The organism is Sulfuricurvum sp. RIFCSPLOWO2_12_FULL_43_24 (assembly GCF_001829605.1).
GTDB lineage: Bacteria > Campylobacterota > Campylobacteria > Campylobacterales > Sulfurimonadaceae > Sulfuricurvum.
The window spans coordinates 1-24530 of the sequence record NZ_MIBT01000015.1 but is presented as its reverse complement, the minus strand read 5'-3'; the positions used below and the strand labels follow the sequence as shown (position 1 = coordinate 24530).

Genomic DNA, 24530 nt, shown 5'->3' with positions numbered 1-24530 from the left:
TCTCCTTTCCCGAGGGTTAAATTGCTTTTAAAATGTGCTCAACTAATTGAGCATTGAGGCGGCTTTTTGAAAAATTGATTTCAACATTCAAATCATCAACTTCAACACGGACTCCGTCAAAATCAGAAGCAACATAACTCAAAGAGATCGTTGCTCCCATTTTTGTACCCAAATCACGTCCAATCGTTTCGACTGATGCCTGATCGACAACACTGTTGCTATAAATACGTCCACTAAAAGTACGTTTTGCCCGTGCGATCTCACGTGTCAATTGGTCTGCAAGGGTAGGAATCAATAAAAGACGCCCATTTTCAGCCAATAGTTTAATAAGATTGTTAACCGTAGAGCTGTTTGCCGAAGCAACCATATCTAAGATTAGTTGGCGTTTAGCATCGAGAGTGATCTCATTGTTGTTCATAATAAGAATGAATTTTTCATTTTCATAAGCTTTAGCAACACTGTTGAGAAGTAGCGCTAAATTATCTAATGATGATTGATCACATGTATCCATCAAAGGTTTAATGTAACGTTTTGCAATTAGTTCATGTCGCATTTAGGCCACCTTCTTTTTCAAGATTTCGGTCATCGCTTCTTTACCTAAAGCATCATTGCTACTGTTCATAACATCATTCATTACTTCAGAAACCACTTCACGAACCATTTTACGTTTCTCAAGTTCCATTAATGCAACATTTTGCTTTGTAATAATCTCAAGATCTTGTTCAGATTGAGCCAAAATTTTGTCAGACAAAATTTTGTTTTCTTTTTTACTTGATTCACTCAATTCATTCGCAAAATGTTCCGCTTCTTCGATTTTGTGCTCGGCCGCTTCTTTTAGACGTTTTGACTCACGAAGACGCTCTTGAACTTTTTCAAGTTCATCGGCAATACCCGTACTTCTTCCGCTAAAATAGCTCTTAACCGGTTCAGCCAAAATATAAAACAAAATTCCGGCAAAAATCAGGAAGTTAATCGTTCGTTGAACGATGTCCGTAGAGCCCTCTGCACCAGCATCCGATCCAAATAGATACGCGCTGAGCAGTAATACTGTAACGATTATTTTACTCATTGCGTCCCTTATATCTGACTTAGTTTTGCTGATACAGCCGTTTGGAATGCAGGCACTTCATCTTGAAGCGCAGCAATCAACCGTGTTCTCTCTTGCGACAGTTCGCCTTCGAACGTTGCGTACTCAAGTGCTAATTCAGCACGTTTTGTCTCTATTCTGCTATTTGCCAGCGCTTTGGCCTCAGCAATAACTTTTTCTCTTAATGCCGCTGCTTCCAGTTTAGCATCACTCATAATCTTCTCAGCTTTGGCGTGAAACGCGGCGATTTCAGAATCGTTGTTGCCAACTTGTTCCAAATCTTTTTTAATATCCGCATCCCGTTTTTCCATGTAACTGAAAAGAGGTTTGTAAAGCAAACTGTTTAGTAGGGCAATAAGGACAAGGAAGACAATCAGTGTGCTGCCAAGCAGCATCGGACTTATATCTAACATACCACCTCCTAAAAGTTGCGTGATTATACAACTTATAAATTGAAGGGACAGTTAAACGTCAAGAGATATTAAGAAAGTAGGTCTAAAAATGATTCAATTTGTCCATTATCTTCAAATTCAAGGGTTAATTTGTAACCTTTTGTGCTACATTTATAACCAAGAGAAGACAAATGTTTTTTCAATAGAGTAAAATTTAATTCATCAACTTCATGAGAGGCTGTGTGAAGCGTTGAAGGAAGTTTAATTTTTTTAACCATACTTTCCACATCACGAACACTCAACTTTTGGCCGATAATCGAATCGATCATCATCGCTTGTTCACCCGCTTCAAGCCCCAAAATCACCTTCGCATGACCCGCACTGATTTTTCCATCGACAAGAGCTTTTCGCCCTTTTTCACTCAGTTGCAAAAGGCGTAAGGTATTGGTGATCTGAGTACGGCTTTTATGAACGGTTTGAGAAAGTTGTTCATGCGTAAGCTCATGAATATCAATTAATTCTTGATAGGCTTGTGCTAAATCAATAACATTTAGCTCATCACGCTGAATATTTTCGATCAAGGCCTGCTCACGCATCTGCTCGTCACTTACTGACACAACAATCGCTTTGATCGTTTTATTTTTAGCCAGTTTACTCGCACGAAGGCGTCGTTCTCCTGCAATAAGGATATAACCGTCTAAATCTTCTTTGATAACGATTGGTTGCAGTAAACCATGTACTTTAATGGATTCAGAAAGTTCAGCTAAAGATTCAGGATCGAAATGCTTACGTGGTTGATACGGGTTAGGACGGATTTTACTAACAGCAATTTCTTCGACTCCCCCTTTCTTGGGAAGCTCATTATCATATGCCTCTTCGATTTCGCTTAACAGTGCGCCAAGACCTCGACCTAATGCAGATGCTTTCGCCATATTTTTCCTTTAGGCGATAATAGCGTGTGCCAAATCTTGGTACGCCATGGAGCCGCTTGATTTTACATCATACAAAATGGCCGGTTTTCCAAAACTCGGAGATTCTGCCAATTTAACGTTACGTGGGATGACAATATAATCATCACTCCCTCCTGATTTAAACAACTTAGCCGGAAAATGTTGACGTAAATCGGCAAATACTTGACGAGAAAGGTTGTTTTGAGCACTGTACATCGTCGGCAAGAAACCTTTGATTGTCAATTTCGGATTAATCGTTTTGCGTACCAATTTGACGGTATTAAGTAACTGTGCCAACCCTTCCAAAGCAAAAAATTCACATTGAATCGGGATGATGACCGAATTAGACGCAGAAAGAGCATTAATCGTCATCGGTCCAAGTGCCGGAGGCGAATCAATGATAACATAATCATAATCTTCTTTCACCTGTGCAATAGCGCGTTTCAATATAAGTTCACGCCCTTTTGCGTTATCAGCATCGTAATACTCTTTTTCAACTCCGACAAGACCAATATTGGACGGAGCCAAAAAAAGTTTTGGCAAGGATGTTTTTAAGATGATTTCTCGAAGTTTCTTCGCACCGATCAATACATGATAGATATTAAACTCATAGTTGTTGCGATGGTACCCTAATGAGGTTGTTGCATTGGCTTGTGGATCGGCATCGATCAACAATACTTTTTTTTCAGCAACGGCCAAAGATGCGGCTAAATTGACGGCGGTTGTGGTTTTACCCACTCCCCCTTTTTGATTGGCGATAACAATAACTTCACTCATCGTAAACTAAATATCCTTTGGCCGTCACACATCAGCGATCCGTCTTCTAATAGTACGGCCCTCTCTAGTGTAACTTTTTCATTATTGTTGTGGGTAAAAAATTCTCTACTGTTTTCAAATTCTATCCGGTAATTACTAAAAATCTGCTTCCACGATGGTAAATTTTTAAACAACTCACTATAAGCTTTTGTTAAATCATATGGTGAGATGGCAATATCGATTTTTTCAAAATCTTCCGGTGCAGAAATCAGATTTATCCCAATCCCGCACACCAGCGTTTCTTCCACTAAGTTGGTAATAACACCACCAACTTTTTTGTTTCCGAGATAAAAGTCATTCGGCCATTTCAGCCATAGTGTTGAACCCAATGTATTCAAAAGTTGTTTCATCAAAAAAGCCAAATAGATGGATGAAGATTCAAGTTTTAAATCATGAGGAAGCATGGAACGTTCAATAGCAACCGAAATAAAAAGATTTCCCTCTTCTCCTACCCAGTTATTGCCGCGTGAACCCTTTCCACTTGTTTGAAGCGATGCACCGATGCAGATGGGAGCGTGAAGTCTGGAGAGTTTAAGTTCTTCAATGAGATAGCTTTGAGTCGAATCAAGCGACTCAAACCAGTGGATATCCACACCCTATCCGTTTTCCGTTGAGATAATCAACGACTGATGTTTCTTGTTTTGAAGGAGCTTGAACACTTAGAATGCGAAGCGAACCTTTTCTACATTGTACTACGATACTCTCTTTGTCAATCTGGGTGATTATCCCTGCATCTCCGTAACTTTCTGCTTCTTCCAACCGTATCGTTTTAATCTTGAGCCCAGATTCGATAAATATCCCCGGCCATGGAGTAAAAGCCCGATAGCGATTATAAATCTCCCGCGCATCGGAAAAATCGATTAACCCGTCTGATTTAAGTATTTTCTTACAGTGGGTGGCCTCAGCATCGTTTTGCTTGAGCGCACTTTTCCGGTCCCAATGTCGAATGACATCAAGGGTAAGTTTCACTGCAGTATTTGTTAGTCGATCGTACAAAGAGGAGACCATTTCATCTGCACCGATAGAGAGTGTTTCAATTTTTATAATGGCTCCGGTATCAAGCCCTTCATCCATCCACATTGCACTCACGCCGCTTTGGGGATCGTTGTTCAGCAAACTTTGCTGAATCGGGCTGGCTCCACGGTATTGCGGAAGGATAGAGGCATGGAGATTGACACACGGTGCATGATCCAAAATCGCTTTAGGGAGAATCTGTCCATACGCCGCAACAATAATCATATCGCACGAAGTTTCTAATAACCCGTTTACCACGGCTTCATCTCGTAAGCGAGTAGGCTGAATCACGGGAATATTACCTTTTTCCGCTATTACTTTTACAATGGGAGGGGTCAAAATAGCTTTTCGGCCTACCGGTTTATCGGGTTGAGTGTAAACCGAAACAACCTCAATATCGTCCGCCGCAATCAATGCCTCTAAAATAGATGCCGCATAATCAGGTGTCCCCATAAAAATAATACGGGTCATTAAAGTGTCTCTACAGCTTTAAAAAAACTGCCTCCGCGATGTGAACTTTCGATCAAAAAACTTTTTGCATCGCTAAGATCAAATCCGCTGGCTAAAAACATCGCTCCACCACGTTTGAGGAGAAAATCGGCCGCTTTGAGTTTCGTCACGATCCCTCCCGTCGCAAAATTATGATTCGGAGTCACTTCCAAAGAAAGTTCTTCAGGAGTAATATTCTCAATTCGAGTACGAACTTTCGCATCATCATGACTACGTGGATCTTTATCATAATACGCATCGATATCCGATAAAATCACCAAAAGTTCTGCTCCGAAATGGTATGCCGCATAGGCTGAGAGCTGATCGTTATCCCCCAAAATCAACTCTTCCGTTGCCGTGGCATCGTTTTCGTTGATAATCGGGACAACATCATGTTTGAGAAGAGTTTCAATGGTATCTTTGGCTTTTTGGGACTCTTCGGCGGTATTAAAGTTAGCAGCCGTTACCAGAACTTGAGAGGAGAGAATATTATGATGCTCAAACATTTTACGATACTTATTCATCAGGATCGGCTGACCGATGGAAGCGAGAGCTTGTTTATTGGCCAATATTTTTTTATCGAGTTTAAGCTCGGTATATCCCGCTGCAACAGCACCCGATGAGACTAAAATCACTTCATAATTTTTTTTGAGCTCCGCAATAAAATTGACCAAATTCTGCATCCGGTCTTTTGCAATACGCTCATGGTCGCTTAAAACAGCGCTGCCGACTTTGACGACGATCCGCTTCATGCGCGCTCCGTTACGACCATTTGATAAAGTGCATACGTTAATGGTTTGATATTAAGATTGATTGCTGATGAAATCGGTGCGATAAATGCCGGTTTAGACCGCTCATAAAATGCTTTATCAAAATCGGCTTGCTCATAGACCGGATACTCTTCGCTAAAGGCAAATCGGCTTTTTTTAACGGGATCAAGATTGACCAATTTCAAAAATGCATTCGTTTTTTCTATCGCTTCTTCAGGACTCATCGCATCGGCACGTGTCAAAGCAATGGCGAAATTACGCTCGGCTAAAAGAGGTGAGAATTTTTCTAGCTCTTGCTTGAGAGTTTCATACTGATATTCAAGTTCATGATACGATGCTAAGTCGATCATAAATAGCAATGTTTTCGTACGCTCAATATGGCGAAGGAATTTAAGCCCAAGCCCTTTCCCTTCTGATGCGCCACCGATAATTCCCGGAATGTCTGCCATAATATACGAATCAAACTCACCGATATTGATTTGTCCAAGTTTCGGAGTCAATGTTGTAAACTCATAGTTTGCTACTTCGGGACGTGCATTCGAAACGGTAGAGATCAATGTTGATTTACCAACATTTGGAAATCCAACGAGTCCGACATCGGCGATCAATTTCAAATCAAGTCGCACGACACGAGTAACCGCAGGTTCTCCCGGTTGAGCGTACATCGGTTTTTGGTTGGTTGAGGATTTAAAGTGGACGTTTCCAAGACCTCCGCGTCCCCCTTCTAAAAAGAGAACTTCTTTACCGTCTTCCAATAGATCCAGTAAAATATCGCCTGTTTCGGCATCCACAACTTGCGTTCCCGGAGGGACAACGACAATGAGACGTTTACCTGCTTTACCCGCCATATTGGAGCCTGCACCAGGTTGACCTTTATCGGCTTTGAGGTTTTTATTCCCCTGAAAATGGGCTAAAGTATGGGTATTGTTATCCACTTTAAAATAGACATCGCCGCCTCGACCGCCGTCACCACCGTTCGGACCACCTTGAAGGACATATTTCTCCCGTCTGAAAGCAACACACCCTGCTCCCCCTTTTCCGGATGAGACGGTAATTTCTACACTATCACTAAACATGAATGTCCTTAAAGTTGTTTTGAACATTTGCCTCTGATGAGACAACTATTATTTGCTTAACACTATACTTCATCAACAAAGTACACAATTAAAAAGATAATTTTGGAAATGGATTCAAAATCGGGCGATAGCCCGATGTAAGTGAAAATTAAGCGGCAGGAATGATAGAGACTTGTTTACGTTTTTTGTCTTTACGTTCGAACGCAACGACACCGTCAACCAAAGCATACAAAGTATGGTCTTTACCCATTCCCATGTTTTTACCTGGGTGAACTTTTGTTCCGCGTTGACGGATAACGATGTTACCCGCTCTTACGAATTCACCACCGTATTTTTTGACACCGAGTCTACGTCCCGCTGAGTCGCGGTTATTCTGTGTACTACCCTGACCTTTCTTATGAGCCATGCTGTCCTCCTACTTTTAAATAATTACGCAGCGATCTTAACGATGCGAACGCGTGTGTGATCTCGTCTGAAACCACGTTTCAATTTACTGTCTTTACGACGACGTTTTTTGTAGATCACGACTTTACGGTCACGACCTTCATTTATAACCTCAGCAGTAACAACAGCACCCTCTACGAATGGAGTACCGGTTTTAAGTTCACCGTTATTAACGGCAAGAACTTCTTTGATTTCGACGGTGGTTTTAGGATCAAGTCCCATTTTATCGAACAAAAGGATATCACCCTCTTGAACTTTATACTGTTTTCCGCCGTTTTTGATAATTGCGTACATTAGCGTTCCTTACTTACAAGTCTACAAAAAGTGGCGAATTATAGCCAACTTACATTTAAGCTTTGTTTAAAATGGTGGGATCATTACGATTTTTATCTGAAAAGTGAGGAAACGGAGATAGCCGCTAAACAGCGGTTACCTTTATTTTAGTGGTGAGATGTTGTCGAGTGGGAAGCAGTCGTATTCGAATTATTCGACGAAGCTATTGCTGCAGTAGCTACTCCCGCAGCAACCACACCGGACACTATGGCACCCATTCCTACCGCACCACCAGCCACAGAACCACCAGCCACAGAACCACCAGCCACAGAACCACCAGCCACAGAACCACCAGCAACAGAACCACCAGCAACAGAACCACCAGCCACAGAACCACCAGCAACAGAACCACCAGCCACAGAACCACCAGCCGCACCTGCAGCCATCATCTGTGATGATAGTAACCCTAAAACCAAAGCAACTGAGATGATTTTTTTCATCTGATTATCCCCTTTATTTGTCAATTTTTCGATACTTAATGTATTTTATCTCACAAAAAAGAATTTATTTCTTAAACGATTCACGATCCGTATTCATTTCAAAAATATTTGCGGGATCCAATCCCACCAATGAGTTGAATTGATTGGCGTATTGGGCGACATCTCTACTCCACGGTTTCAAACCGTAATGAAGTGCCCCCTTCACTTTTCGATCCGTAACGGTCGAAAACGGTATGCTCAAAAATATCCCCTTATCCATATAGCCACGATTTTCAGCAGAAACAAACATATCGGTCGTTGTTTTAGTAATAAACACACCGATCGTAAAATCTTTGTATTCACGCATCACCGTCCAGCTCACACCGCGATCCCCCGCAAAAAACTCTCCGATTTTTGCAGTCGTTTTTATCCCTAGTTTAGGGAAGAGATTAGCATAAAGGTTAATAAATTTCCCGTCGAAACGGGTATCTTCGAAACCGAACATATCCTCTATCTGGCGTTTTTTTACCCTTTGATACTCAAGACCGATCCCAAAACGTCCCCCATCAAACGGACGATAACACTCCAGACCGATCCCTCCGTATGCCGGTTCAAAATAGCCTACTTCCGCTCTGCCGTAAATCCCAAGCGGCAATTTTACAACCTGATCGAATGCCAAATCGTATAATTGAACGCCGTTGTACTGAATATATTTGAGACTGTCGGTACGCGTTGCTGATGCTGCGGGTTCCAAAGCCTTCAATGTTATCTCATCGGTTGTGTTATAGAGGGGAAACATCAACCGTCCAAACATATATCCACCCGGTAACGCTTGGTATCTTGCTCCCCCCAATACCGATAGTTTATAGGTCAAAGGGTTGTCTTTGTCATTGAGATACGTTTCAAGCGAAGGTTTAAAAAGCCATGCAAAATTTTTACTTCCGACTGTTGGAGATTTAAAAAGCTCTTTCCCCTCACTAAATTCTTCATAACTTTTTTCCACATCAGATGAATACTCGATAGCATGCGGAGGAATCGGGGGGGTAGGATTAGATTTGATTTGTTTGATCTCATCGCGGTTGACTGTCAATACGGAATACTCAAGGTCGGTCTGTTTGAGAGCGAGATAAAACCGATCAAACCGATCGGGTGCCACTTCGTCTAAAATATCTGCGGCACGACCCAAAGCTTTCATCGAAGAGTTATATTTAGGGTTTTCAAGCCCCGCCCAAATTTTGTTTTTATAGACAGCGACATCGACATTCGAATATTTCTCAGCTGCAATCTCATCGGCTAAAATAATACTGAGATTTTGATCATCATAATGGCTGAAACGTTCCGGAGTTCCCTCTTTAGCTCTCCAACGAGAGTCACTTTGATGAAGATAAAGCCCCTCTTCATCAAAAGGAATCGTTATGTTGAATCCCAATCCATAACTTGTTCCACGCTCATAATTGGCAGCCAAAGTAACTTTATCGGAGAGTTTATAACTAAGTCCAATATTGATCGAGGTTTTCGGCATTGGTGATTTGTTTTGGGTAAACGGATTGATAAAATCGTAATGATAGTTGATGGGGGAATATTCGGCTTTTAGGGAGAGATCGGGAGTGAAATGGGCCTCTAATCCTCCGAACCATCCTCCCCCGCGTATCTCGGTACTGGTTAGAAAATCGATTCCTCGGTCACTACTGTAGTTGGCTCCGTACCGACTAAGGTCTTCTCCTCCCAATCGTCCCAGTGCATACCCACCGCTCATATCTATCCATCCGAAACGTTTGGATGCGACTAGATATTTGGAGGAGTATAGCCCTGTCCCTTGAATATCGTCAAAACCTACCGCTATCGCCGGTAAAATCCGATCCTCTTTAGCAAGGAGAAATTTAAAATCGATCGCTTTGTCTTTATAGTCCCCATATCCCGCTGAATCTCCGAAACCGGGGACACCCCGTACCTGTGTCATACGCAGATTCAGTTCAAGCCTGGGAAGCGGCGCGATCAAAACGCCGTAATAGAGAAATGGATCGCTGTAAAAATAGTGAGGACGAACACGCCAATCGTTCATAACACGCGCGTTCGGTGTTTCAATCAAACCCGTTTTACCACTGTTTTGTGCAGAGAAATCGGTATGCACCTGATTCAGCGGAATCACAATTTCAGCATTTAATGCGACGCACAAACATGCGATGCACCACCATCCTCTCACACTGCCGCCTTATCATCACGTCGAAAAAATTCAAGCAGAAAAATACCGAAAATACCGACAACCAATGATGCCAGCATAGTGACAACAACAATAAACCCCCGTTTCGGTCCTTCTTTATCCCGTTCATACGCTATCGACGGGGCCGTTATCATTTTTACGTTATAAAGTTCGCTGGAGTAAGCCAGTACCTTTTTTTGGATCAATCCCGACATGAGCTGCGAGAGCTGTGTTTTGAGCGCAAGATCACTGTTTTTTTGGAGTTCTTCCTCATAATAGCGGATTTTTTTATCGATATCGGAAAGTTCACTTTTACGAAGGGATTCCGATGCGTACGTCAAAAAAAGTTTTACCGCATCTCGCGCCAAAATAGCGTCTGGGTCGTGATAAGCTACCGTGATCAGAGAGGTTTTTTTATCGCTAGAAATGGTTAATTTCCCTTTAAAACTCAAATATGCGTTAAAGAGCATCTTTTCACGTTCTTGCGGCGTTAACTCTTTGAGTGATCTCTCTTCTGAGACTTTGAACATCCGATAGAACCCATCGTACCCTAGCGCAAAATGGTAATTTTTATCAATATCGGTACTGATGAGACGTTCAAATAACCCCGATGCGACTAAAAACTCCCTCATCCAGCTATAATCATCGAGATAGAGCTGATATCCTTGATCGGCAGACATCTCCCCTCCGCCGATATCGACACCCGCCATACCCGCCAACGCTCCTAATCCGCCGAGGGAAGAGGTTTTGGATTGTTCTTGCGGGATCATTACCGCCTGCGAACGGTACATATTAGGTTTGGACAACCCCCACCCTACACTCAAAACTACCGCCAGCAACAAAAAAAGAGAGAGCTTGCCCTTGTGTTTGCTTACGGTACGCATCAGCTCGCGCAGATCGATTTCGTCTTCATGATGCGTCAATCTTTCGCTCTGCATCATAATGCTCCAATCGTATTGAGCGCCGCCACCGATACGGCTAGCTGATAGAGAATCGACGTAACGTCTTTAGCAAACTGCATCCGGCTGACGGTTGCGATCTCCATCGGAACGACGATCAAATCTCCTGGCCCCACCTGCGTCATACTGCCGAAGAGATAGCTGGATTTTATCCCCTCGGCCTCTCCGTTTGCATGTACGACAAATATATTGTTGCTATCCGCACTGTTTTTGAGTCCGCCGGCACGTTCGATATAATTTTCGATGCTATAAGAGGGGTTGTAAACCAATGCGTTAGGATTTAGCACCTCGCCTTGGACAACGACGCTATCCTCGCGCTCAGGAACATAAAGGGTATCACCGTCTTTGAGGAGGATATTCCCATCGCTTTTTTTCAAGCGTACCAAGTCGGTATCAAGGCTGATTGCCAAACGTCCCACAAACGTCGTTTTCTTAACCTCCTCTTTGAGAGTGGAGAGGAGATTGATCAACTGTGCTTTATCCGCCGAATTCTGACCTGCTTCGGTTGGCTGAGAAGCAGCGAACAAAATGCGCTGTTCCAACTCTTTGATTTGGCGTTCCATCCCATCGGACTGGCGTTTTTTCAGCTCTTCACGTGTAAACACCGCACCGCCCACATAAGCGCTTGGGCTAAATCCTCCGGCACGTTCGAGCACGTCGGCAAGCATGTCACCGTCTTCGATCGCGTATTCACCCGGATATTTAACTTTACCGACGATTTTAACGACTCGACGTTCATTCCATCGAGGAACCTTAAAGATATTTACTTCGTCGTAAGGTTTGATAATGTAATTATCCGATGCAAGCGCCTCGATCAAAGAGAGGTTTCGAACACGACGGATACGTTCACCGTTTTCTACCTCATAACTGACGATTTCGACTTTGTCCATACTCGCTTTGTCGGTGATCCCTCCGGCTACCATTACCAAATCGCGCAACAAAAAATCGGTATCGCCGATTGGATAGCTGCCTGGTTTGTATACTTCTCCGTTGATGATCGCTTCGCTGATAGGGTTACTGGTATAATATCCCATCACTTTGATTTCATCATTTTTACTGAGTACCACTCCCTTTTCAGTGGTCGTATCGACGACGCGGACTTTGGGACGGAATGTGACCGCATCACGTGAAATGACTGTAATGTTTCTCGGATCGATCAGACAATTACTCCCAGCCGTGTTAAGTAATGACTCAAGCGTCATTTTCTCAAAATAGCGATATTCTCCCGGACGGGTGACACACTCTCCGGAAATTTTGACGATCGGGGCAGACTCAACCGATGCCGTGTTCAGGATATAAAGCTCATCTCGGCTATGTAGCACCACTTTTTCCTCCCCGTTCAGCGCTTTGGAGAGAGAAAAACCAATCAATTCCTCTTTGAGATTACGGTTCATCCGTTTGATAATCGCGTAATCGAAATAAGTCTGCTCCAAAAATACTCCACGTAACCCCTGTTGTTCGATTTCCCGTTTAAAAAATTCTCCGATGCCCATCCCCTCTTTGGGTAACGGCCAAAAACCCGGTTTAATGATATTCCCGTACAAGGTAATACCGCGAAGATTGCCGGTATTTACCCCGTACACATACACTTTATCTTGATCCATAGCACTTTTTTTGTAAGAATCCGTATGGCTAACGGAAATGATGGTCACTTTTTCGTGATTATCGTATCGAGTGATTCGAATATCGTTTTTGTTAGCCGAAGCTTTAAGCCCTCCTGCATAACCGATGAGTTCTCCGACCGATTCTCCCTCTTTTGCCTCATAAATCGCAGGGCGTTTTATTTCACCCTCTATCACGACCGATTTCTCCACCACCGGTACGACGATCACATCGCCTGCCTTTAAGAGCGTATCGCTGCTGCCGTTGCCACGGATAATACGATACAAATCGACAGTAGCGATCGTACGACCGCCTCGTCTGATTTGAACCGCACGCATCGAACCGTTTTCAGACAAGCCGCCCGCTGCGATCAATGCTTCTTTAACTGTCGAAAACGAACTGACATTATAGAGCCCAGGCGTGGCTACTTCGCCTGCCAATGTCACTTGAATAGTCGAAAACTGGGTAATATTAACCGTCACTCCAATATTTGGAAATGCCGCCATCAGCGCATCGGCAATGACCTTTTTGGCTTCACCGAACGACAACCCCGCTACATGCAAAGGACCAAACGATGGGATAATGACCGAGCCGTCTTTATCGACATTTAAACTCATATTGTCACTTTTTGGACCGTACAAAATCACCGAAAGAATATCTTTTGGGACAATTTTATAATTTTCCGGAACCGGAAGCGATGCCAGATCGAGACCGTTTTTGTTTGCAAAAAACTCCAATCCATACCGCTTTAGCGATACAGGCGATGCCGAATTTTTAAGCTGCAAAGCAACCATGCGCTTCATATACTCGTCACTTTTCTCCACTGTCAGCGGAGAGCGTGCAAAAGAGCGTAATGCTTGTTGTTCCTGCTGTTCTTTGATTTCTTGAACATTAATCCTATTCGGCTGAGTCGTATTGCTCTCATTAGTATCGACGAGATTGACCGGTTTGACTTGAACGGTGGTCGTCACATTGGAGGCGGCGGACTCTTTTTTTTCTAAATAACTCTTAGCCTCAGGTGATTCAAGTAACTTTGGATTTGCTTTGATCGCTTCGATTATCTGTTCTTTTTCCGCTGCTATCAGCGAGATACCGATCACCATAAAAATGATTGCCGCTAGCTTCATCAGACCTAATTTAAAATTCATGCTACCTCCGTTTTTACCCTCAGATTGTATTGTCATATCCCATCATCCTCTCAACCTCTGCTTTGGCTTCCCGCCACGCTTGTTTGGGATCGAGCCCCAATGCAATTTTTTCATCGGTACGGTGCATCAACTGCTGTTGAACGAAACGGCTTCGCGGATCATCCGCCGATGCGGTGCTCATATTGGTTTTCCCTTTCGGTATCGTTGCCATACTCAGACGTTTGAGCCACAGGTGTTTATAGATTGGATTCGCCGAATGATACCGTCCGATAGTCTCAAGATTATATCCTCCTTTGCGTATATGTGAACTTAGGAGCAACGCGGCGACATAGATGTTAACTTCAGGATCGTGCAGGAGGGATTCAGTCACTCCGATTTTTGAGAGACGTTTGAGATGAATCGTGTTGATCTGCATCAAACCGATATCGACCGTACCGTTTTTATTACGATTGATAGCATTAGGGTTGAGAGAGCTTTCGATCGTTGCGATCCGTTTAAGGAGCGAGGGTTCGATACCGAAATCACGCCCCGCTTTTTCGAAGATTGGGTCAAACGCATTTGCGTGTACATACACTGCCCATACCATAAGTAATCCTAATGTTTTCAACCCCATTGTATTTTACTATATCCCTTTTTTACGGATAACAGTCAATGCCGTCATCCAAACGATTTTAAGTTCCAAAGCCATGCTCCAGTATTTGATATAATACAAATCATACATCAGTTTTTGGCGGGCATCCTCAGCATTAGCACCATAGGGATACATCACCTGCGCCCATCCTGTCACTCCCGGTCGAACAAAATGCCGTTTAGAATAATGTGGGATGATTTTCTCAAACTCTTCGATCCAAATCTTTCGTTCCGGTCTCGGACCAATCAAATGCATTTCCGACTTAAGAATATTAAGCATTTGAGGCAGCTCATCAAATCTAGTTTTACGCATGATTTCACCCCATCTAAAGGTACGAGGGTCATTTTCACTGGCAAACTTTGCTCCGTCAGCTTCCGCATCCAGCCGCATCGAACGGAATTTAATGCATTTAAACTCTCGATTACCCAACCCTATTCGATGCTGTTTAAACATAGAGGTTCCCATGGACTCTTTTTTAATCCTTTGTCGACAATAGAGTAAAACGGGCCAACTAAAAAAGAAGAGCCAAAACACTCCAAAATAATCGATTAAACGTTTTTGAAAATACTGCCATTTTGTAAACGGTTTGATATCTTTTAAAATATCTGCCTCACTATAATTTTCCGGAATATAGCATTTTTGGAGATATTTTTCCAAAAATTGCTCAACTCTCATCACCTGGGGGGGGTCCGATAAATCTCTACATTTTAATCGAGTCTGCAACCGATTTATATGTTCAACATCGGTGCAATGAATATTATAGACGATAAGACGGTGAAAAGATGTGCTTAAATACGGTTCCAACCTATCTGACATCTCATCTAACGATTCCTCCATATACGGTTCCCTAACCACATGAGAAAACCTTTTTTCAAGTAACCTCATTTCAAAATCTGAAAAGGTATATTTTTCACCTAAAATTATCATCTTAACATAATCCTAAAATAGAGATGATCTCCATATAATAATATAATTAAACTTAATCGAATTAAATCCTAATGTTTTGACATATCTCTCAATCGTTTATAAATCGTTTTTAACAAACGGTTCGGAACCACTCGCGCGGGGATACGGAGCATAACGTTTCTCACCCATTCATATCCGGATAGAAATCCAGAAGTCCGAAGCGTTCGAAGAAACGCATATTCATGGCGCGCATATTCTCTTCCACTGCGACGTTCAAGCTGTCCATATCCGGCTCGCATATGCACAAGCGGTTCTTGAATATTTACAAAACGTCCACCATGCATCAGTATTCGCACCCACAAATAATAATCTTCAAAGCCTGCCATATCCCGATAATTACCAGCTAGTTCGACAACACTTTTCCGATACATGACAGAGGGATGATTCAGCGGATTACGATATTTAGCAAATCGGGCAATCTCATTATGATGGGCCGGAACCTTGCGTATCGATACCGTCACTGCCTCATCCGTATCAAATTCACTAATCCAACTACCGCAAATATCGATCTCTTCAGACTCGAACATCTGCCGCTGAAGAGCGAAACGATGCGGCATCGCAATATCGTCTGTATCCATTCGCGCAACAACATCGTATCGGCAGTGCGCCAATCCGATGTTCAAAGCCTCCCCCAACCCGACATTTTTTTCCAACGGTACGATTGTCAATACTTCGTTGAGCTTAGTTTTCCACATATCAATAGCATGATCAAGTATTTCGTTTAGCGGTCCATCCAGCACCAAAACGATTTCATCGGGTTTATGCATCTGCTCATCCCAGATACTTTGCATCGCTCTGTGAAAATATTCCGGTCGTTCTTTATGATAGATAGAGATTAAAACTGAGAAATTCATTCAATATCCAAATAGGTGAATTGACGACAATAGGGCGCCGTAAGATGCGATGATTCCAAAAACCATTGTTTAGGTGCAAAAGTCATACCATCGGCACGCAGCATCCGAGCCGTCATCGAAAACGTACTGTTTGGGATAATCGCCGCATCCGCCCGATAAATCAACGAAAAATCACCCCATTCATCTCCCTGATATTCAATAAAGCGAAATCCCGAATTCATCTCTAACGGAGCCAAAAGTGATTTGGCATACTCACGATCATTGGTCACAATATAGACGTTAAGCGTCTCTTTACCCAAGCGTTTCCGACACAGTTCCAACGCCCGCACATAATAATCCGCCGTACATATCGCATAAATGTTACTCGCGCTTTGGGTAAAATAATCTCCGCCGCGAATATGAACGGCGATGTCGATTTTTTCTCCGATCATCGGATCGAGCATAATCTGTCCCGTCAAATGTGACGCAAGACTCTCCGGAATCAGCTCAGTAATGTCACCGTATTGAAAATAGCCGTCATGAACTCCGCCGATCCGTATATCCGTCGCCCGTCCGCGCACAAACGATACACCTTTGCGAATCAAACCAAACAGATAATGTACCGCTGCATTATGGGTATACAGGATATCGGATAAATCTTTCAACTGCGAACGCAACCGTACGGCATAAGTGTTTATAACCGGAGAGGAGGATTGTCGTAGCATATAGGCGATTTGGATTATCTGATTACCCAGCCCTCCACGCAATGTCAGCATCATTGTCTCCCCCTTTTTAGATTCAAAATCAGCGACCGAACTCCGTAATCGAGCCATATTACCCCTTTGGCCGCTAGAGCGATTACGGTATTTGATAAAATAATTACAGCAGCAGTCAAAAATGCGTCATGCCGATAACGCAACATTTTTGCACTTCCGGCACCATACTGTAAACCGGTGGAATAACCGATCTCATGATGAACCCGTAATGAAGGATCAATATAACCGTACATTCCCAGTTTTTTTACCCTAGCGGCAAAAAGCCACTCTTCAAAATATAAAAAAGTATCCCTCGGGAATCCTCCTATACGATCAAAGACATTAGCTTTTACAATAAAAAAAGCTCCCGATGGGATATAGATATTTGTTGTATTCTTACTCAATTCTTTCGCATGAAGAACATAATATTCCAATGAGGTAAAAATCTTTTTGATAAACGTATACAATAAAACCACTCTCGCATCACTAGTTGCCCGGATTCCGAGAATACTCTCCTCACCTCGATTATCGAGAATGAGCGGTTGAAAATATGCCGCATTATGATCACGTCCAAACGCTTCCAGTGCCTCAGCTATTTTCGAAAAATCTATCTCAGTAATATCGGGATTCACAAATAAAAAATTCTCGTATTCGCTATGACGCTTTGCTTCTTCAATACCGATATGGCATCCTGTGCCGAATCCAACGTTATCGCTATTCGTAACGACTATGCCATGTATATTTTTAAGTGCTTCGGATTCATCCGCATTGCATGAGTTATCAACAATAATAAGATCAAATCCATATTTTTCAGCCAATGCCGTAATATTGCCCAATAATTCGGACGCAAAATAATTGACAGTGATAATACAGGACTTAGGTTTATTGATTTTTTGTTCCAAAGAGTAACCCACCAAAAAAATTATATTGTTTCAAAATTAGTATTAAAAATTGTATTATTTTATCATATTTTGAGCACAGTTTAACTGTACCACTCAATTTATTGATTATGGATCATTAAACCTGAACAAAAAGAAATTACACTTTCTTAGAATCATAACTAGTTTCATTTTTATCTTGATAAGCAACGAGTAAGATACCCGCAAAATAAGTAGTTAATACAGAGCCAAACAAACTACCATAAAAGGTATCAGCAAATATCACACCAGCGAATAATAATGCCAAATATTTATAAATATTATTTGTTTTTGAACAAAAATACCTTTTATAATTACTATGTAATAATCTAAATATTATATAAAAGTGTAAAATCATGGCAGGGATTCCATAATCAAGTGCATATTGTAAATATGCTGATTCAGCAATGCCATGTTCCTCTATCACATCCATACTCATATCGTCCAATGGTGCTGTTGAAAATGTATGTGTTCCCATCCAAGGATTTTGCAAAATATGATCAATAGCATTAATCCAAGCAAATACCCGTAATGTATTACCACCATATTCATCACCACCTGCTGAATAGATTGTAAGTATAAAAACAGTTGCAGCGAATAAAATAGAACCTATGATAAGATACTTTAATTTCATTTTCATTTTTATTGCATAAATGAAAATAAAAAGAAGAATTACAGTAAGTAGACTTCTAAAAGTACCGTTCATTAAAAAATTTGTCAATCCTATAAAAGCTATATATCTATTTTTAAGAATAAAACCACAAAAAATACCTATTAAAGCAATATTTACAGAATAAAAAGGATGACCAAATACCCCGCCAACCCTTGGAATAATATCTCCTGGTCTTAAAGCTCCACCTCTACCAAAAAAATCTGCCCCAAAAATATATATAGATAAATTGAAAACAAAATCTATCAACAACAATAAAACAAGAGGCTTTGAAAAGTTCTTTAAAAAGTCCTCATTAATTTTCATGAAAAGCATACTTAACAACATCAAATCTACAACTAATGTTTGGGCGAGCAGAAAGACTGAACTAGATTTAAAGAATACCCAAATAAAAACAATCCAAAAAATTTTAATCACTAAAGCAATAGTAATATCTATCAAAGTAAAATTTACAGTAAAATAGCGATAATAATAAAAAAGTGTTCCAAAGAGAAGAAGTAACATTCCAAAGGTTAAATTAACCTGAGCAATTAACAACAAAAATCCAAATATGAACCCAGTAAAAGAGTCGCGCTTTATATTTGTCATCAACTTTTCCTTATCCAAACTTCATCGGAAATAATCGCGAAAGGATTTTTTTAATTTGTTGTTTTTTTCTTTGAGAAAGAAAACGTGAAAGTGGTTTTGGATAAACGACTTCCGGAGAAGTAGAGATAAAATAATTATTCTTATAATACTCTATTGTTCGGTTGTATGTTACCCGCATCTCATCATACGTTCCCAAACGTCCTTCATAATCTTGCCATAACCAATCTTGATACAAATTGGCTGGAGAAGCCCAACGCTGATAAGCATTATTAAATCGTGCCCAATACCGAGGAGCAATCACATAAGGTTTATTCGGATTCGTTTTTGTAGGGAAATATCCAAAACTCGAATTTGACAATACAATTGCCTTGGCGTTATAAAGTGCGGCATAACATTCTCCGACTCCTCCTTGCAAAATATCATACTCAGGAAAAAGTGCCTTAGCGTATGCGACATCGTCAGTCACGATTAAGAATCGGTTAACCGCAGTGTTTTCCCGAATATTACGGATGGCATGATTCCAATATTCCAACGGTAGAATAAGATTTTTATGCCGTTTATATTCTCCTCCGCGAATGTTGAGAATACAGGTATCATCCGGAATATTTACACTCGTTTTCCATTGATCCGTTAAACGAAAGTATCGGTTCAGTCGATCCATATCACCAAAAAAATAGCGCTCGCTTTGAAAGAATCCTTCCAACTCAACACTGCTTGTCAGATGCGTTACACGCTCATCAAAATCAGATGAAACAACTTTCAAGTCCGGATCATAATAGCGAGTTTCATGAAATACGGGAAGTTCAGACAACTCATCAAACGATACTTGTTCATTTTCCGAGAAGAGAACAACTTCATCGATTTCCAAAAAATCCTTACCTTTGAATTTATCCATATTTAGTTGTACAAAAGGTACTTCCAAGTACTCAGCAATACTTCGTCCAACGGCATGTACCCAAAGCTGATTTCCTAGCCCTTGCCCTTCATAAAACCGCGCTGCTATGATCATTGTCGGTTTACTCCCGCAAAATTAAGATTTTCTCTATGTAATTTATATTTCTGCACATGAAAAAACAAATACCCTAGCATAAACAATTCCGTTACAAATAAAACGATCGCCGCCCCTAATGCACCATAAGCTGAAATGATCGGCATCACCAAAATAGCATTGAGGGCCAACGTCATAAACATTGCATAATTATAACTGTTGGAACGTCCTGCCGGAATCAAGATCTGATGTGTCATAAATGCAGATGCAGTCGTAAAAAACGTCGTAAAAGCCATCCATTGCAAAACGTGCTCGCCTTCGATGAACTCATCTCCACCTAACAATCTCAAAACATCTGCCGCAAAAACGAATAAAACAATACTAACAATCCCCGATAATCCCAATAAAATCATAGCTGATCGCTTCAATAAGCGGTGCGCACTTTTATGATCATGCTGAAACAAATAACACATGCGAGGAAATAAAGCTTGTGAAATCGGCTGCAACACCGTAATCGCCGCGCTTTTTGCACGTTCAGCCAGATTATAGTATCCTAAAGCCGCAGGGCCACCTACAATTCCTAATATCGTCGGGATAAGCGAACCGTTCAAATTTGCCCACAATGCTCCTAAAAAAAGTCTATAATCAACCTTGATCACTCGCAAAACCTTTACAAAAGACAACGGTTTCCAATTCAAGTGTCCTTGTCGATACAATTGATACATCACAAATGAACCGACCGCTATCGAGCATAAAGTGTTAATTAACAAATATGTCAAGCTGTCAGTTTTTTCATGCACAAAAATAAAGATCAATGGAATAGCCAGCAGTTTTGCCGACAATTGGATCATGGCAGCTTCTCTAATCTTTTCCAGACCGTTAAGATACCAAATCGGGGTCAATGCGTTGCCTATCAACAAACCGGAAGCTACAATATACATCAGTTTTTGACTCATCGGGATATCTAGTATAAAAAGAATGGCTCCCATGAAAAAAAATACGACCAAAGTCAACAACCACTGTGCCACCAAAGTATTAAAGAGTAACCCCGCCAGAACTTTTTCATTATTCCGACGAGCAGAAACCCGTCTCGTCACCCCAAGGTAAAATCCCCAGTTAGTAACCCATAAAAGATAATTTATAACCAGTTGTACAAATACGATACTTCCCCACCCTGCTACTCCTAGAACCCGTGCCAGATAAGGCAGGATAAGCAAAGTCACCGCAAAGTTTATCATTTGCAAAGCGGATAAACTCGCAATGTTTTTACGCAGATTTTTATGGTCTGAAGATAGGTTATGACTCATTTTTAAACCGGTAACTTTCGTTTTAAATATTCTATTCCGTTATACCGACCCCAGTGAATCGTACTTGCTATTCTTTGTAAAGCATTATAAAAAGGGATAAAAAGTTTTTTAAATAAAAATCGCTTTTTTGTGATTTTCAAAAGATATAATCTCTCCTCGCGATTATTCTTTTGTACTTTATAGGAAATGGTACAATCTGTTGCAGAAGCTTCCAGTTTACGCATATAAACATAAGGAAGCGTTAAAATATCCGAAACGAAACACACACCAGCGATATGAAGATATTTTTTTATAATAACCCCAAGTATATCACTCTCTTGTTTAAGATGATAGCCCTCATAAATTATTAAATCAAATCCAATTTTCAATTCATCTATCTTTCGTTCCAAATCTGATATCGGCCCATACAAATAAGACAAAGAATCGAGTTTATAACCATACAACGGTAAAATACCCGCTCCAACTATCTCGGCATTTGGATAACGTTCTTGCCATACATTCAATTCATCCCATTCGTGAACCCCAATAATCAAAACACTATTAGGAATTTTCGCACAATCAAAAGAGCGCAAAATCTTAGCCCCTATCTTACGATTACGACAATGTAGACGTAATGCCCTATCAAAAGCTTCTTCGCTGTTCATATACTCTTGTACTTCATACGTTGAACTATAGATCAGATGACACAGCCTTTCAATTTGGTGGGCTTCTGAGGGGAATGGGTTTACCGGAACCGTATAACACATGATTTTGTAAAGATTTTTATAAAATTCCGCTGAATAGTTCTGAATTTGTTGCTTAGAGATAATATAGCATGCTCCCGGTGCAAAAAGATTGTAACGGGGAAGTACAGGGTCTTTATAAAAAAATTGGAGTAATTCATTAAAACTTTGGAAATACCAATGAGGGTAATCTTTGACGTACCACGAGTTGTTAATTTCAAGGTATTGATTTTCAGAAAATAAAAAATGACTGTACGATTGACTGTTCCGACAATGCTTGTCTTCAAATAAAAATGTATAAGTTTTTTTTGTATACACTCTCTCAAAAAAAGCTTGAGATAAATGCCTAGGAAAGATATTACCTTTTATTAAAATCATCGTTTCAGGTAAATTATCATAATGATGAATAAAAAATGTAAAATAGTCGGAAATATTATGCCCCGTATGTCGTGCGTTGACAAACTTCGTCCCGACGAGCATCTCTTTATACTCAGCCTGCTGCGACTGGTCATAAATAAGATAGTCACTACAATAATCCAATAAATGACGAGGATCCAAGTTATGATTTGAAATAATAAAAAAACTATCCGTTTTTTGCATCACTTATTTACTTGCCGACAATATGATACGAAGTTTATATCTGACTTTATGCCACTTAATGATCAAGCGCTGCCAAAAACCGTTCGTAGGCTGTGCATCAACCCGATGTGTTGCAATCAACTCTGGATAACGGATCATTAAATCGATCATTGCGGAGTCATAATATCTCATATCATCAATTTCTATCTTTTCAAGTGTCGCCCCAATATCACGAAAAAAGATATCTTGCCCTGACATAACATTTTTCTCGATATTTTTGATTACCGTACTATTGTTTAATTCCTGATGTCCCCAACTTTCGATTTTTTTCCGAACTGCCTCAATACCACCGCAACTTGTAAAATGATAACCGCATTCAGCAAGCGCTTCCGGATGCACAATGTCACGTACTTGCTTAGAATCTATTCTCAACATATTCAAAGAGTGTTTTCCCATCACTTTTTGTTTCCCTGCAATGGTACCAAGCCATGCCGAATCTTTGAAGAAATTAAGAAAATAGCGAAATTCGTGCTGACAACATACATAAGGACGGTCACTTACTTTTAGTATGTTCTGGTTACTAAAAAGTGTTAGCGAGGGGATTTCATCCAAATCCGACAAAATTACGATATCCTCCTTGTCGGCAATCCGATCTAATGCTAAATGGATACATTCGCGATGGTAGGAGTCCAGAACCCAGTTGAGCTCTTTCTTATTATAATGATGATGGTTTTCAAGGATATCACGTACTTTAAGATGGCTTGGAGTACCTTCTTTGGAAAGAAACTCTATAACAGAATTATAATCACTATGAAAATCGGCGATTTGAATATATGTAATTTTGTCAAGATATTTTTCAAACCGTTTTAAATTTGCTTCAAAAACAAATTCTTTTGGCTTACCACTGAATGTTTGACATGCCTCAACGATAACAAAACGGTCAATATAGGGATTCAAATATGCCAAACGCAATTCCAACAGATCCAATTCCTGAAAAAATAAAAACGTATCGATAATCTTACTCATGCTAATACACTCCTGATTTTTCGAATGACTTTTTTAACGGTATGACGTATCGAACTCTTTGAACTAAAGCGAGGATAAGACCTATTTTCCCCTTCCCATTTGTGAAATGCGAATGGAACAATTCCTCTGTTTTCGGCAATAGGCTTTTCTCTTGAGAAACGGCACGCCACCTCTAGTGGAGGGTATTTAATACCTTGCTGCTGAAAAATATGACGATTTTGTACACACAAAAATCCATCTTCATGAAAAAAACCATGATCGGCACTTTTCCAATCCAATCCTAACTGATCGGGAAGCTTTAATATATTCAAACTTCTTAAGGAGACACTATTTCCAACACGAATAATATTTCCAAAGTAATCGCGATACGAAAAACTGTCTTTCGGCAACGGCCAAGGTGCCCCAATATAGTCATATTGCAAAAATACATCATCCCATTGCTCGGGATTAACGATAAAACCATCCGCATGAACTAAAATAATATACTCTGTCGTAATAAATTTATATAAATCAAAAACGACAAATTTACCCCATTCACCCACACTTTGGAAAGGCTCAATTTTAATATGCTCATAAATCGTGTTATCCGCTAAAGGATTATAATGTGAAAAAAGCAGCACCTTCTCGAACGACATTTTTTTAGTACTGTATTCTAATGCTTTCGCCGTTGCTTCGACTTCAGTCGTAGCAACGGCAACCAAGGTTACGTTATTAAGATGCTTTAACATTTACAAACTTTCGAATTGTTTCAATCATATAGCTAATTGCATCATCACCCATCCCCGGATAAAGTCCGATCCAGAAGCTGTCGTTCATGATTTTATCGGTATTGGTTAGCTCACCGACCAC

Annotated in this window: 26 protein-coding genes; all 26 read right to left on the bottom strand. The window is 40.8% G+C overall.

Annotated features, from left to right (window positions below; genetic code table 11):
* Positions 1–16: 16 nt before the first annotated feature.
* Complete coding sequence (locus A3G19_RS01505; protein ID WP_015654094.1) at positions 17–553, bottom strand: F0F1 ATP synthase subunit delta; 537 nt, start codon at positions 551–553, stop codon at positions 17–19.
* Positions 554–1069 carry a F0F1 ATP synthase subunit B gene (locus tag A3G19_RS01500; protein ID WP_294870245.1) on the bottom strand — a complete coding sequence of 172 codons (516 nt, stop codon included), beginning with the start codon at positions 1067–1069 and terminating at the stop codon, positions 554–556.
* 8 nt (positions 1070–1077) lie between these two features.
* A complete protein-coding gene (locus A3G19_RS01495) occupies positions 1078–1500 on the bottom strand; it encodes a hypothetical protein (RefSeq protein ID WP_015654096.1) in 423 nt (140 codons plus the stop codon).
* Positions 1501–1568: 68 nt separating this feature from the next.
* Positions 1569–2411, bottom strand: coding sequence for a ParB/RepB/Spo0J family partition protein (locus A3G19_RS01490; protein WP_015654097.1), 843 nt, complete (start codon positions 2409–2411; stop codon positions 1569–1571).
* 9 nt (positions 2412–2420) lie between these two features.
* Positions 2421–3206, bottom strand: a complete 786-nt coding sequence (locus A3G19_RS01485; protein ID WP_294870244.1) for an AAA family ATPase — start codon at positions 3204–3206, stop codon at positions 2421–2423.
* On the bottom strand, positions 3203–3838 hold the full coding sequence (locus A3G19_RS01480; RefSeq protein ID WP_294870242.1) for a biotin--[acetyl-CoA-carboxylase] ligase: 636 nt from the start codon (positions 3836–3838) through the stop codon (positions 3203–3205). The genes A3G19_RS01485 and A3G19_RS01480 overlap by 4 nt, the downstream gene beginning before the upstream one ends.
* Entirely contained in the window at positions 3819–4730 is a 912-nt protein-coding gene (gene fmt / locus A3G19_RS01475) for a methionyl-tRNA formyltransferase (RefSeq protein WP_294870240.1), read from the bottom strand. The genes A3G19_RS01480 and fmt overlap by 20 nt, the downstream gene beginning before the upstream one ends.
* A complete protein-coding gene (gene proB / locus A3G19_RS01470) occupies positions 4730–5500 on the bottom strand; it encodes a glutamate 5-kinase (RefSeq protein WP_294870238.1) in 771 nt (256 codons plus the stop codon). Before proB ends, fmt begins: the two co-directional genes overlap by 1 nt.
* Positions 5497–6594 (bottom strand): GTPase ObgE, encoded by a 1098-nt coding sequence (gene obgE / locus A3G19_RS01465; RefSeq protein WP_294870236.1) that lies wholly within the window; start codon positions 6592–6594, stop codon positions 5497–5499. Before obgE ends, proB begins: the two co-directional genes overlap by 4 nt.
* Positions 6595–6742: 148 nt before the next feature.
* Positions 6743–7000: a 50S ribosomal protein L27 gene (gene rpmA, locus A3G19_RS01460; RefSeq protein WP_015654103.1), complete on the bottom strand. Its 258-nt coding sequence runs from the start codon at positions 6998–7000 to the stop codon at positions 6743–6745.
* A 23-nt stretch (positions 7001–7023) separates the two neighbouring features.
* Positions 7024–7332, bottom strand: a complete 309-nt coding sequence (rplU, locus tag A3G19_RS01455) for a 50S ribosomal protein L21 (protein ID WP_015654104.1) — start codon at positions 7330–7332, stop codon at positions 7024–7026.
* 146 nt (positions 7333–7478) lie between these two features.
* Complete coding sequence (locus tag A3G19_RS01450) at positions 7479–7811, bottom strand: hypothetical protein (protein WP_294870234.1); 333 nt, start codon at positions 7809–7811, stop codon at positions 7479–7481.
* A gap of 64 nt (positions 7812–7875) precedes the next feature.
* Entirely contained in the window at positions 7876–9993 is a 2118-nt protein-coding gene (locus A3G19_RS01445) for a YjbH domain-containing protein (protein WP_294870233.1), read from the bottom strand.
* Entirely contained in the window at positions 9990–10931 is a 942-nt protein-coding gene (locus A3G19_RS01440) for a hypothetical protein (RefSeq protein WP_294870232.1), read from the bottom strand. Before A3G19_RS01440 ends, A3G19_RS01445 begins: the two co-directional genes overlap by 4 nt.
* Positions 10928–13699 carry an SLBB domain-containing protein gene (locus tag A3G19_RS01435; protein ID WP_294870231.1) on the bottom strand — a complete coding sequence of 924 codons (2772 nt, stop codon included), beginning with the start codon at positions 13697–13699 and terminating at the stop codon, positions 10928–10930. The genes A3G19_RS01440 and A3G19_RS01435 overlap by 4 nt, the downstream gene beginning before the upstream one ends.
* 19 nt (positions 13700–13718) lie before the next feature.
* Positions 13719–14285: a lytic transglycosylase domain-containing protein gene (locus A3G19_RS01430; protein WP_294870229.1), complete on the bottom strand. Its 567-nt coding sequence runs from the start codon at positions 14283–14285 to the stop codon at positions 13719–13721.
* A 36-nt stretch (positions 14286–14321) separates the two neighbouring features.
* Positions 14322–15257 (bottom strand): sugar transferase, encoded by a 936-nt coding sequence (locus A3G19_RS01425; protein ID WP_294870227.1) that lies wholly within the window; start codon positions 15255–15257, stop codon positions 14322–14324.
* Positions 15258–15325: 68 nt separating this feature from the next.
* On the bottom strand, positions 15326–16150 hold the full coding sequence (locus tag A3G19_RS01420; RefSeq protein ID WP_294870225.1) for a glycosyltransferase: 825 nt from the start codon (positions 16148–16150) through the stop codon (positions 15326–15328).
* On the bottom strand, positions 16147–16962 hold the full coding sequence (locus tag A3G19_RS01415) for an alpha-1,2-fucosyltransferase (RefSeq protein WP_294870223.1): 816 nt from the start codon (positions 16960–16962) through the stop codon (positions 16147–16149). Before A3G19_RS01415 ends, A3G19_RS01420 begins: the two co-directional genes overlap by 4 nt.
* Entirely contained in the window at positions 16905–17798 is an 894-nt protein-coding gene (locus tag A3G19_RS01410; protein WP_294870221.1) for a glycosyltransferase family 2 protein, read from the bottom strand. The genes A3G19_RS01415 and A3G19_RS01410 overlap by 58 nt, the downstream gene beginning before the upstream one ends.
* 124 nt (positions 17799–17922) lie before the next feature.
* On the bottom strand, positions 17923–19059 hold the full coding sequence (locus A3G19_RS01405) for an O-antigen ligase family protein (RefSeq protein WP_294870219.1): 1137 nt from the start codon (positions 19057–19059) through the stop codon (positions 17923–17925).
* Positions 19060–19069: 10 nt separating this feature from the next.
* On the bottom strand, positions 19070–20068 hold the full coding sequence (locus A3G19_RS01400; RefSeq protein WP_294870217.1) for a hypothetical protein: 999 nt from the start codon (positions 20066–20068) through the stop codon (positions 19070–19072).
* Positions 20065–21354: an oligosaccharide flippase family protein gene (locus A3G19_RS01395; RefSeq protein ID WP_294870215.1), complete on the bottom strand. Its 1290-nt coding sequence runs from the start codon at positions 21352–21354 to the stop codon at positions 20065–20067. The genes A3G19_RS01400 and A3G19_RS01395 overlap by 4 nt, the downstream gene beginning before the upstream one ends.
* A 2-nt stretch (positions 21355–21356) precedes the next feature.
* Positions 21357–22676, bottom strand: a complete 1320-nt coding sequence (locus A3G19_RS01390) for a DUF3431 domain-containing protein (RefSeq protein WP_294870213.1) — start codon at positions 22674–22676, stop codon at positions 21357–21359.
* 3 nt (positions 22677–22679) lie between these two features.
* Complete coding sequence (locus A3G19_RS01385; protein WP_294870211.1) at positions 22680–23681, bottom strand: hypothetical protein; 1002 nt, start codon at positions 23679–23681, stop codon at positions 22680–22682.
* On the bottom strand, positions 23678–24409 hold the full coding sequence (locus A3G19_RS01380) for a DUF5672 family protein (RefSeq protein WP_294870209.1): 732 nt from the start codon (positions 24407–24409) through the stop codon (positions 23678–23680). Before A3G19_RS01380 ends, A3G19_RS01385 begins: the two co-directional genes overlap by 4 nt.
* Between the last annotated feature and the right edge of the window lie 121 nt (positions 24410–24530).

Bases quoted from the DNA above. Each gene is read 5' to 3' on its own strand.
- A3G19_RS01505 (WP_015654094.1), bottom strand. From the start codon at position 553: ATGCGACATGAACTAATTGCAAAACGTTACATTAAACCTTTGATGGAT.
- A3G19_RS01500 (WP_294870245.1), bottom strand. From the start codon at position 1,069: ATGAGTAAAATAATCGTTACAGTATTACTGCTCAGCGCGTATCTATTT.
- A3G19_RS01495 (WP_015654096.1), bottom strand. From the start codon at position 1,500: ATGTTAGATATAAGTCCGATGCTGCTTGGCAGCACACTGATTGTCTTC.
- A3G19_RS01490 (WP_015654097.1), bottom strand. From the start codon at position 2,411: ATGGCGAAAGCATCTGCATTAGGTCGAGGTCTTGGCGCACTGTTAAGC.
- A3G19_RS01485 (WP_294870244.1), bottom strand. From the start codon at position 3,206: ATGAGTGAAGTTATTGTTATCGCCAATCAAAAAGGGGGAGTGGGTAAA.
- fmt (WP_294870240.1), bottom strand. From the start codon at position 4,730: ATGACCCGTATTATTTTTATGGGGACACCTGATTATGCGGCATCTATT.
- proB (WP_294870238.1), bottom strand. From the start codon at position 5,500: ATGAAGCGGATCGTCGTCAAAGTCGGCAGCGCTGTTTTAAGCGACCAT.
- obgE (WP_294870236.1), bottom strand. From the start codon at position 6,594: ATGTTTAGTGATAGTGTAGAAATTACCGTCTCATCCGGAAAAGGGGGA.
- rpmA (WP_015654103.1), bottom strand. From the start codon at position 7,000: ATGGCTCATAAGAAAGGTCAGGGTAGTACACAGAATAACCGCGACTCA.
- rplU (WP_015654104.1), bottom strand. From the start codon at position 7,332: ATGTACGCAATTATCAAAAACGGCGGAAAACAGTATAAAGTTCAAGAG.
- A3G19_RS01450 (WP_294870234.1), bottom strand. From the start codon at position 7,811: ATGAAAAAAATCATCTCAGTTGCTTTGGTTTTAGGGTTACTATCATCA.
- A3G19_RS01440 (WP_294870232.1), bottom strand. From the start codon at position 10,931: ATGATGCAGAGCGAAAGATTGACGCATCATGAAGACGAAATCGATCTG.
- A3G19_RS01435 (WP_294870231.1), bottom strand. From the start codon at position 13,699: ATGAATTTTAAATTAGGTCTGATGAAGCTAGCGGCAATCATTTTTATG.
- A3G19_RS01430 (WP_294870229.1), bottom strand. From the start codon at position 14,285: ATGGTATGGGCAGTGTATGTACACGCAAATGCGTTTGACCCAATCTTC.
- A3G19_RS01425 (WP_294870227.1), bottom strand. From the start codon at position 15,257: ATGATAATTTTAGGTGAAAAATATACCTTTTCAGATTTTGAAATGAGG.
- A3G19_RS01420 (WP_294870225.1), bottom strand. From the start codon at position 16,150: ATGAATTTCTCAGTTTTAATCTCTATCTATCATAAAGAACGACCGGAA.
- A3G19_RS01415 (WP_294870223.1), bottom strand. From the start codon at position 16,962: ATGGCTCGATTACGGAGTTCGGTCGCTGATTTTGAATCTAAAAAGGGG.
- A3G19_RS01405 (WP_294870219.1), bottom strand. From the start codon at position 19,059: ATGACAAATATAAAGCGCGACTCTTTTACTGGGTTCATATTTGGATTT.
- A3G19_RS01400 (WP_294870217.1), bottom strand. From the start codon at position 20,068: ATGATCATAGCAGCGCGGTTTTATGAAGGGCAAGGGCTAGGAAATCAG.
- A3G19_RS01395 (WP_294870215.1), bottom strand. From the start codon at position 21,354: ATGAGTCATAACCTATCTTCAGACCATAAAAATCTGCGTAAAAACATT.
- A3G19_RS01390 (WP_294870213.1), bottom strand. From the start codon at position 22,676: ATGCAAAAAACGGATAGTTTTTTTATTATTTCAAATCATAACTTGGAT.
- A3G19_RS01385 (WP_294870211.1), bottom strand. From the start codon at position 23,681: ATGAGTAAGATTATCGATACGTTTTTATTTTTTCAGGAATTGGATCTG.
- A3G19_RS01380 (WP_294870209.1), bottom strand. From the start codon at position 24,409: ATGTTAAAGCATCTTAATAACGTAACCTTGGTTGCCGTTGCTACGACT.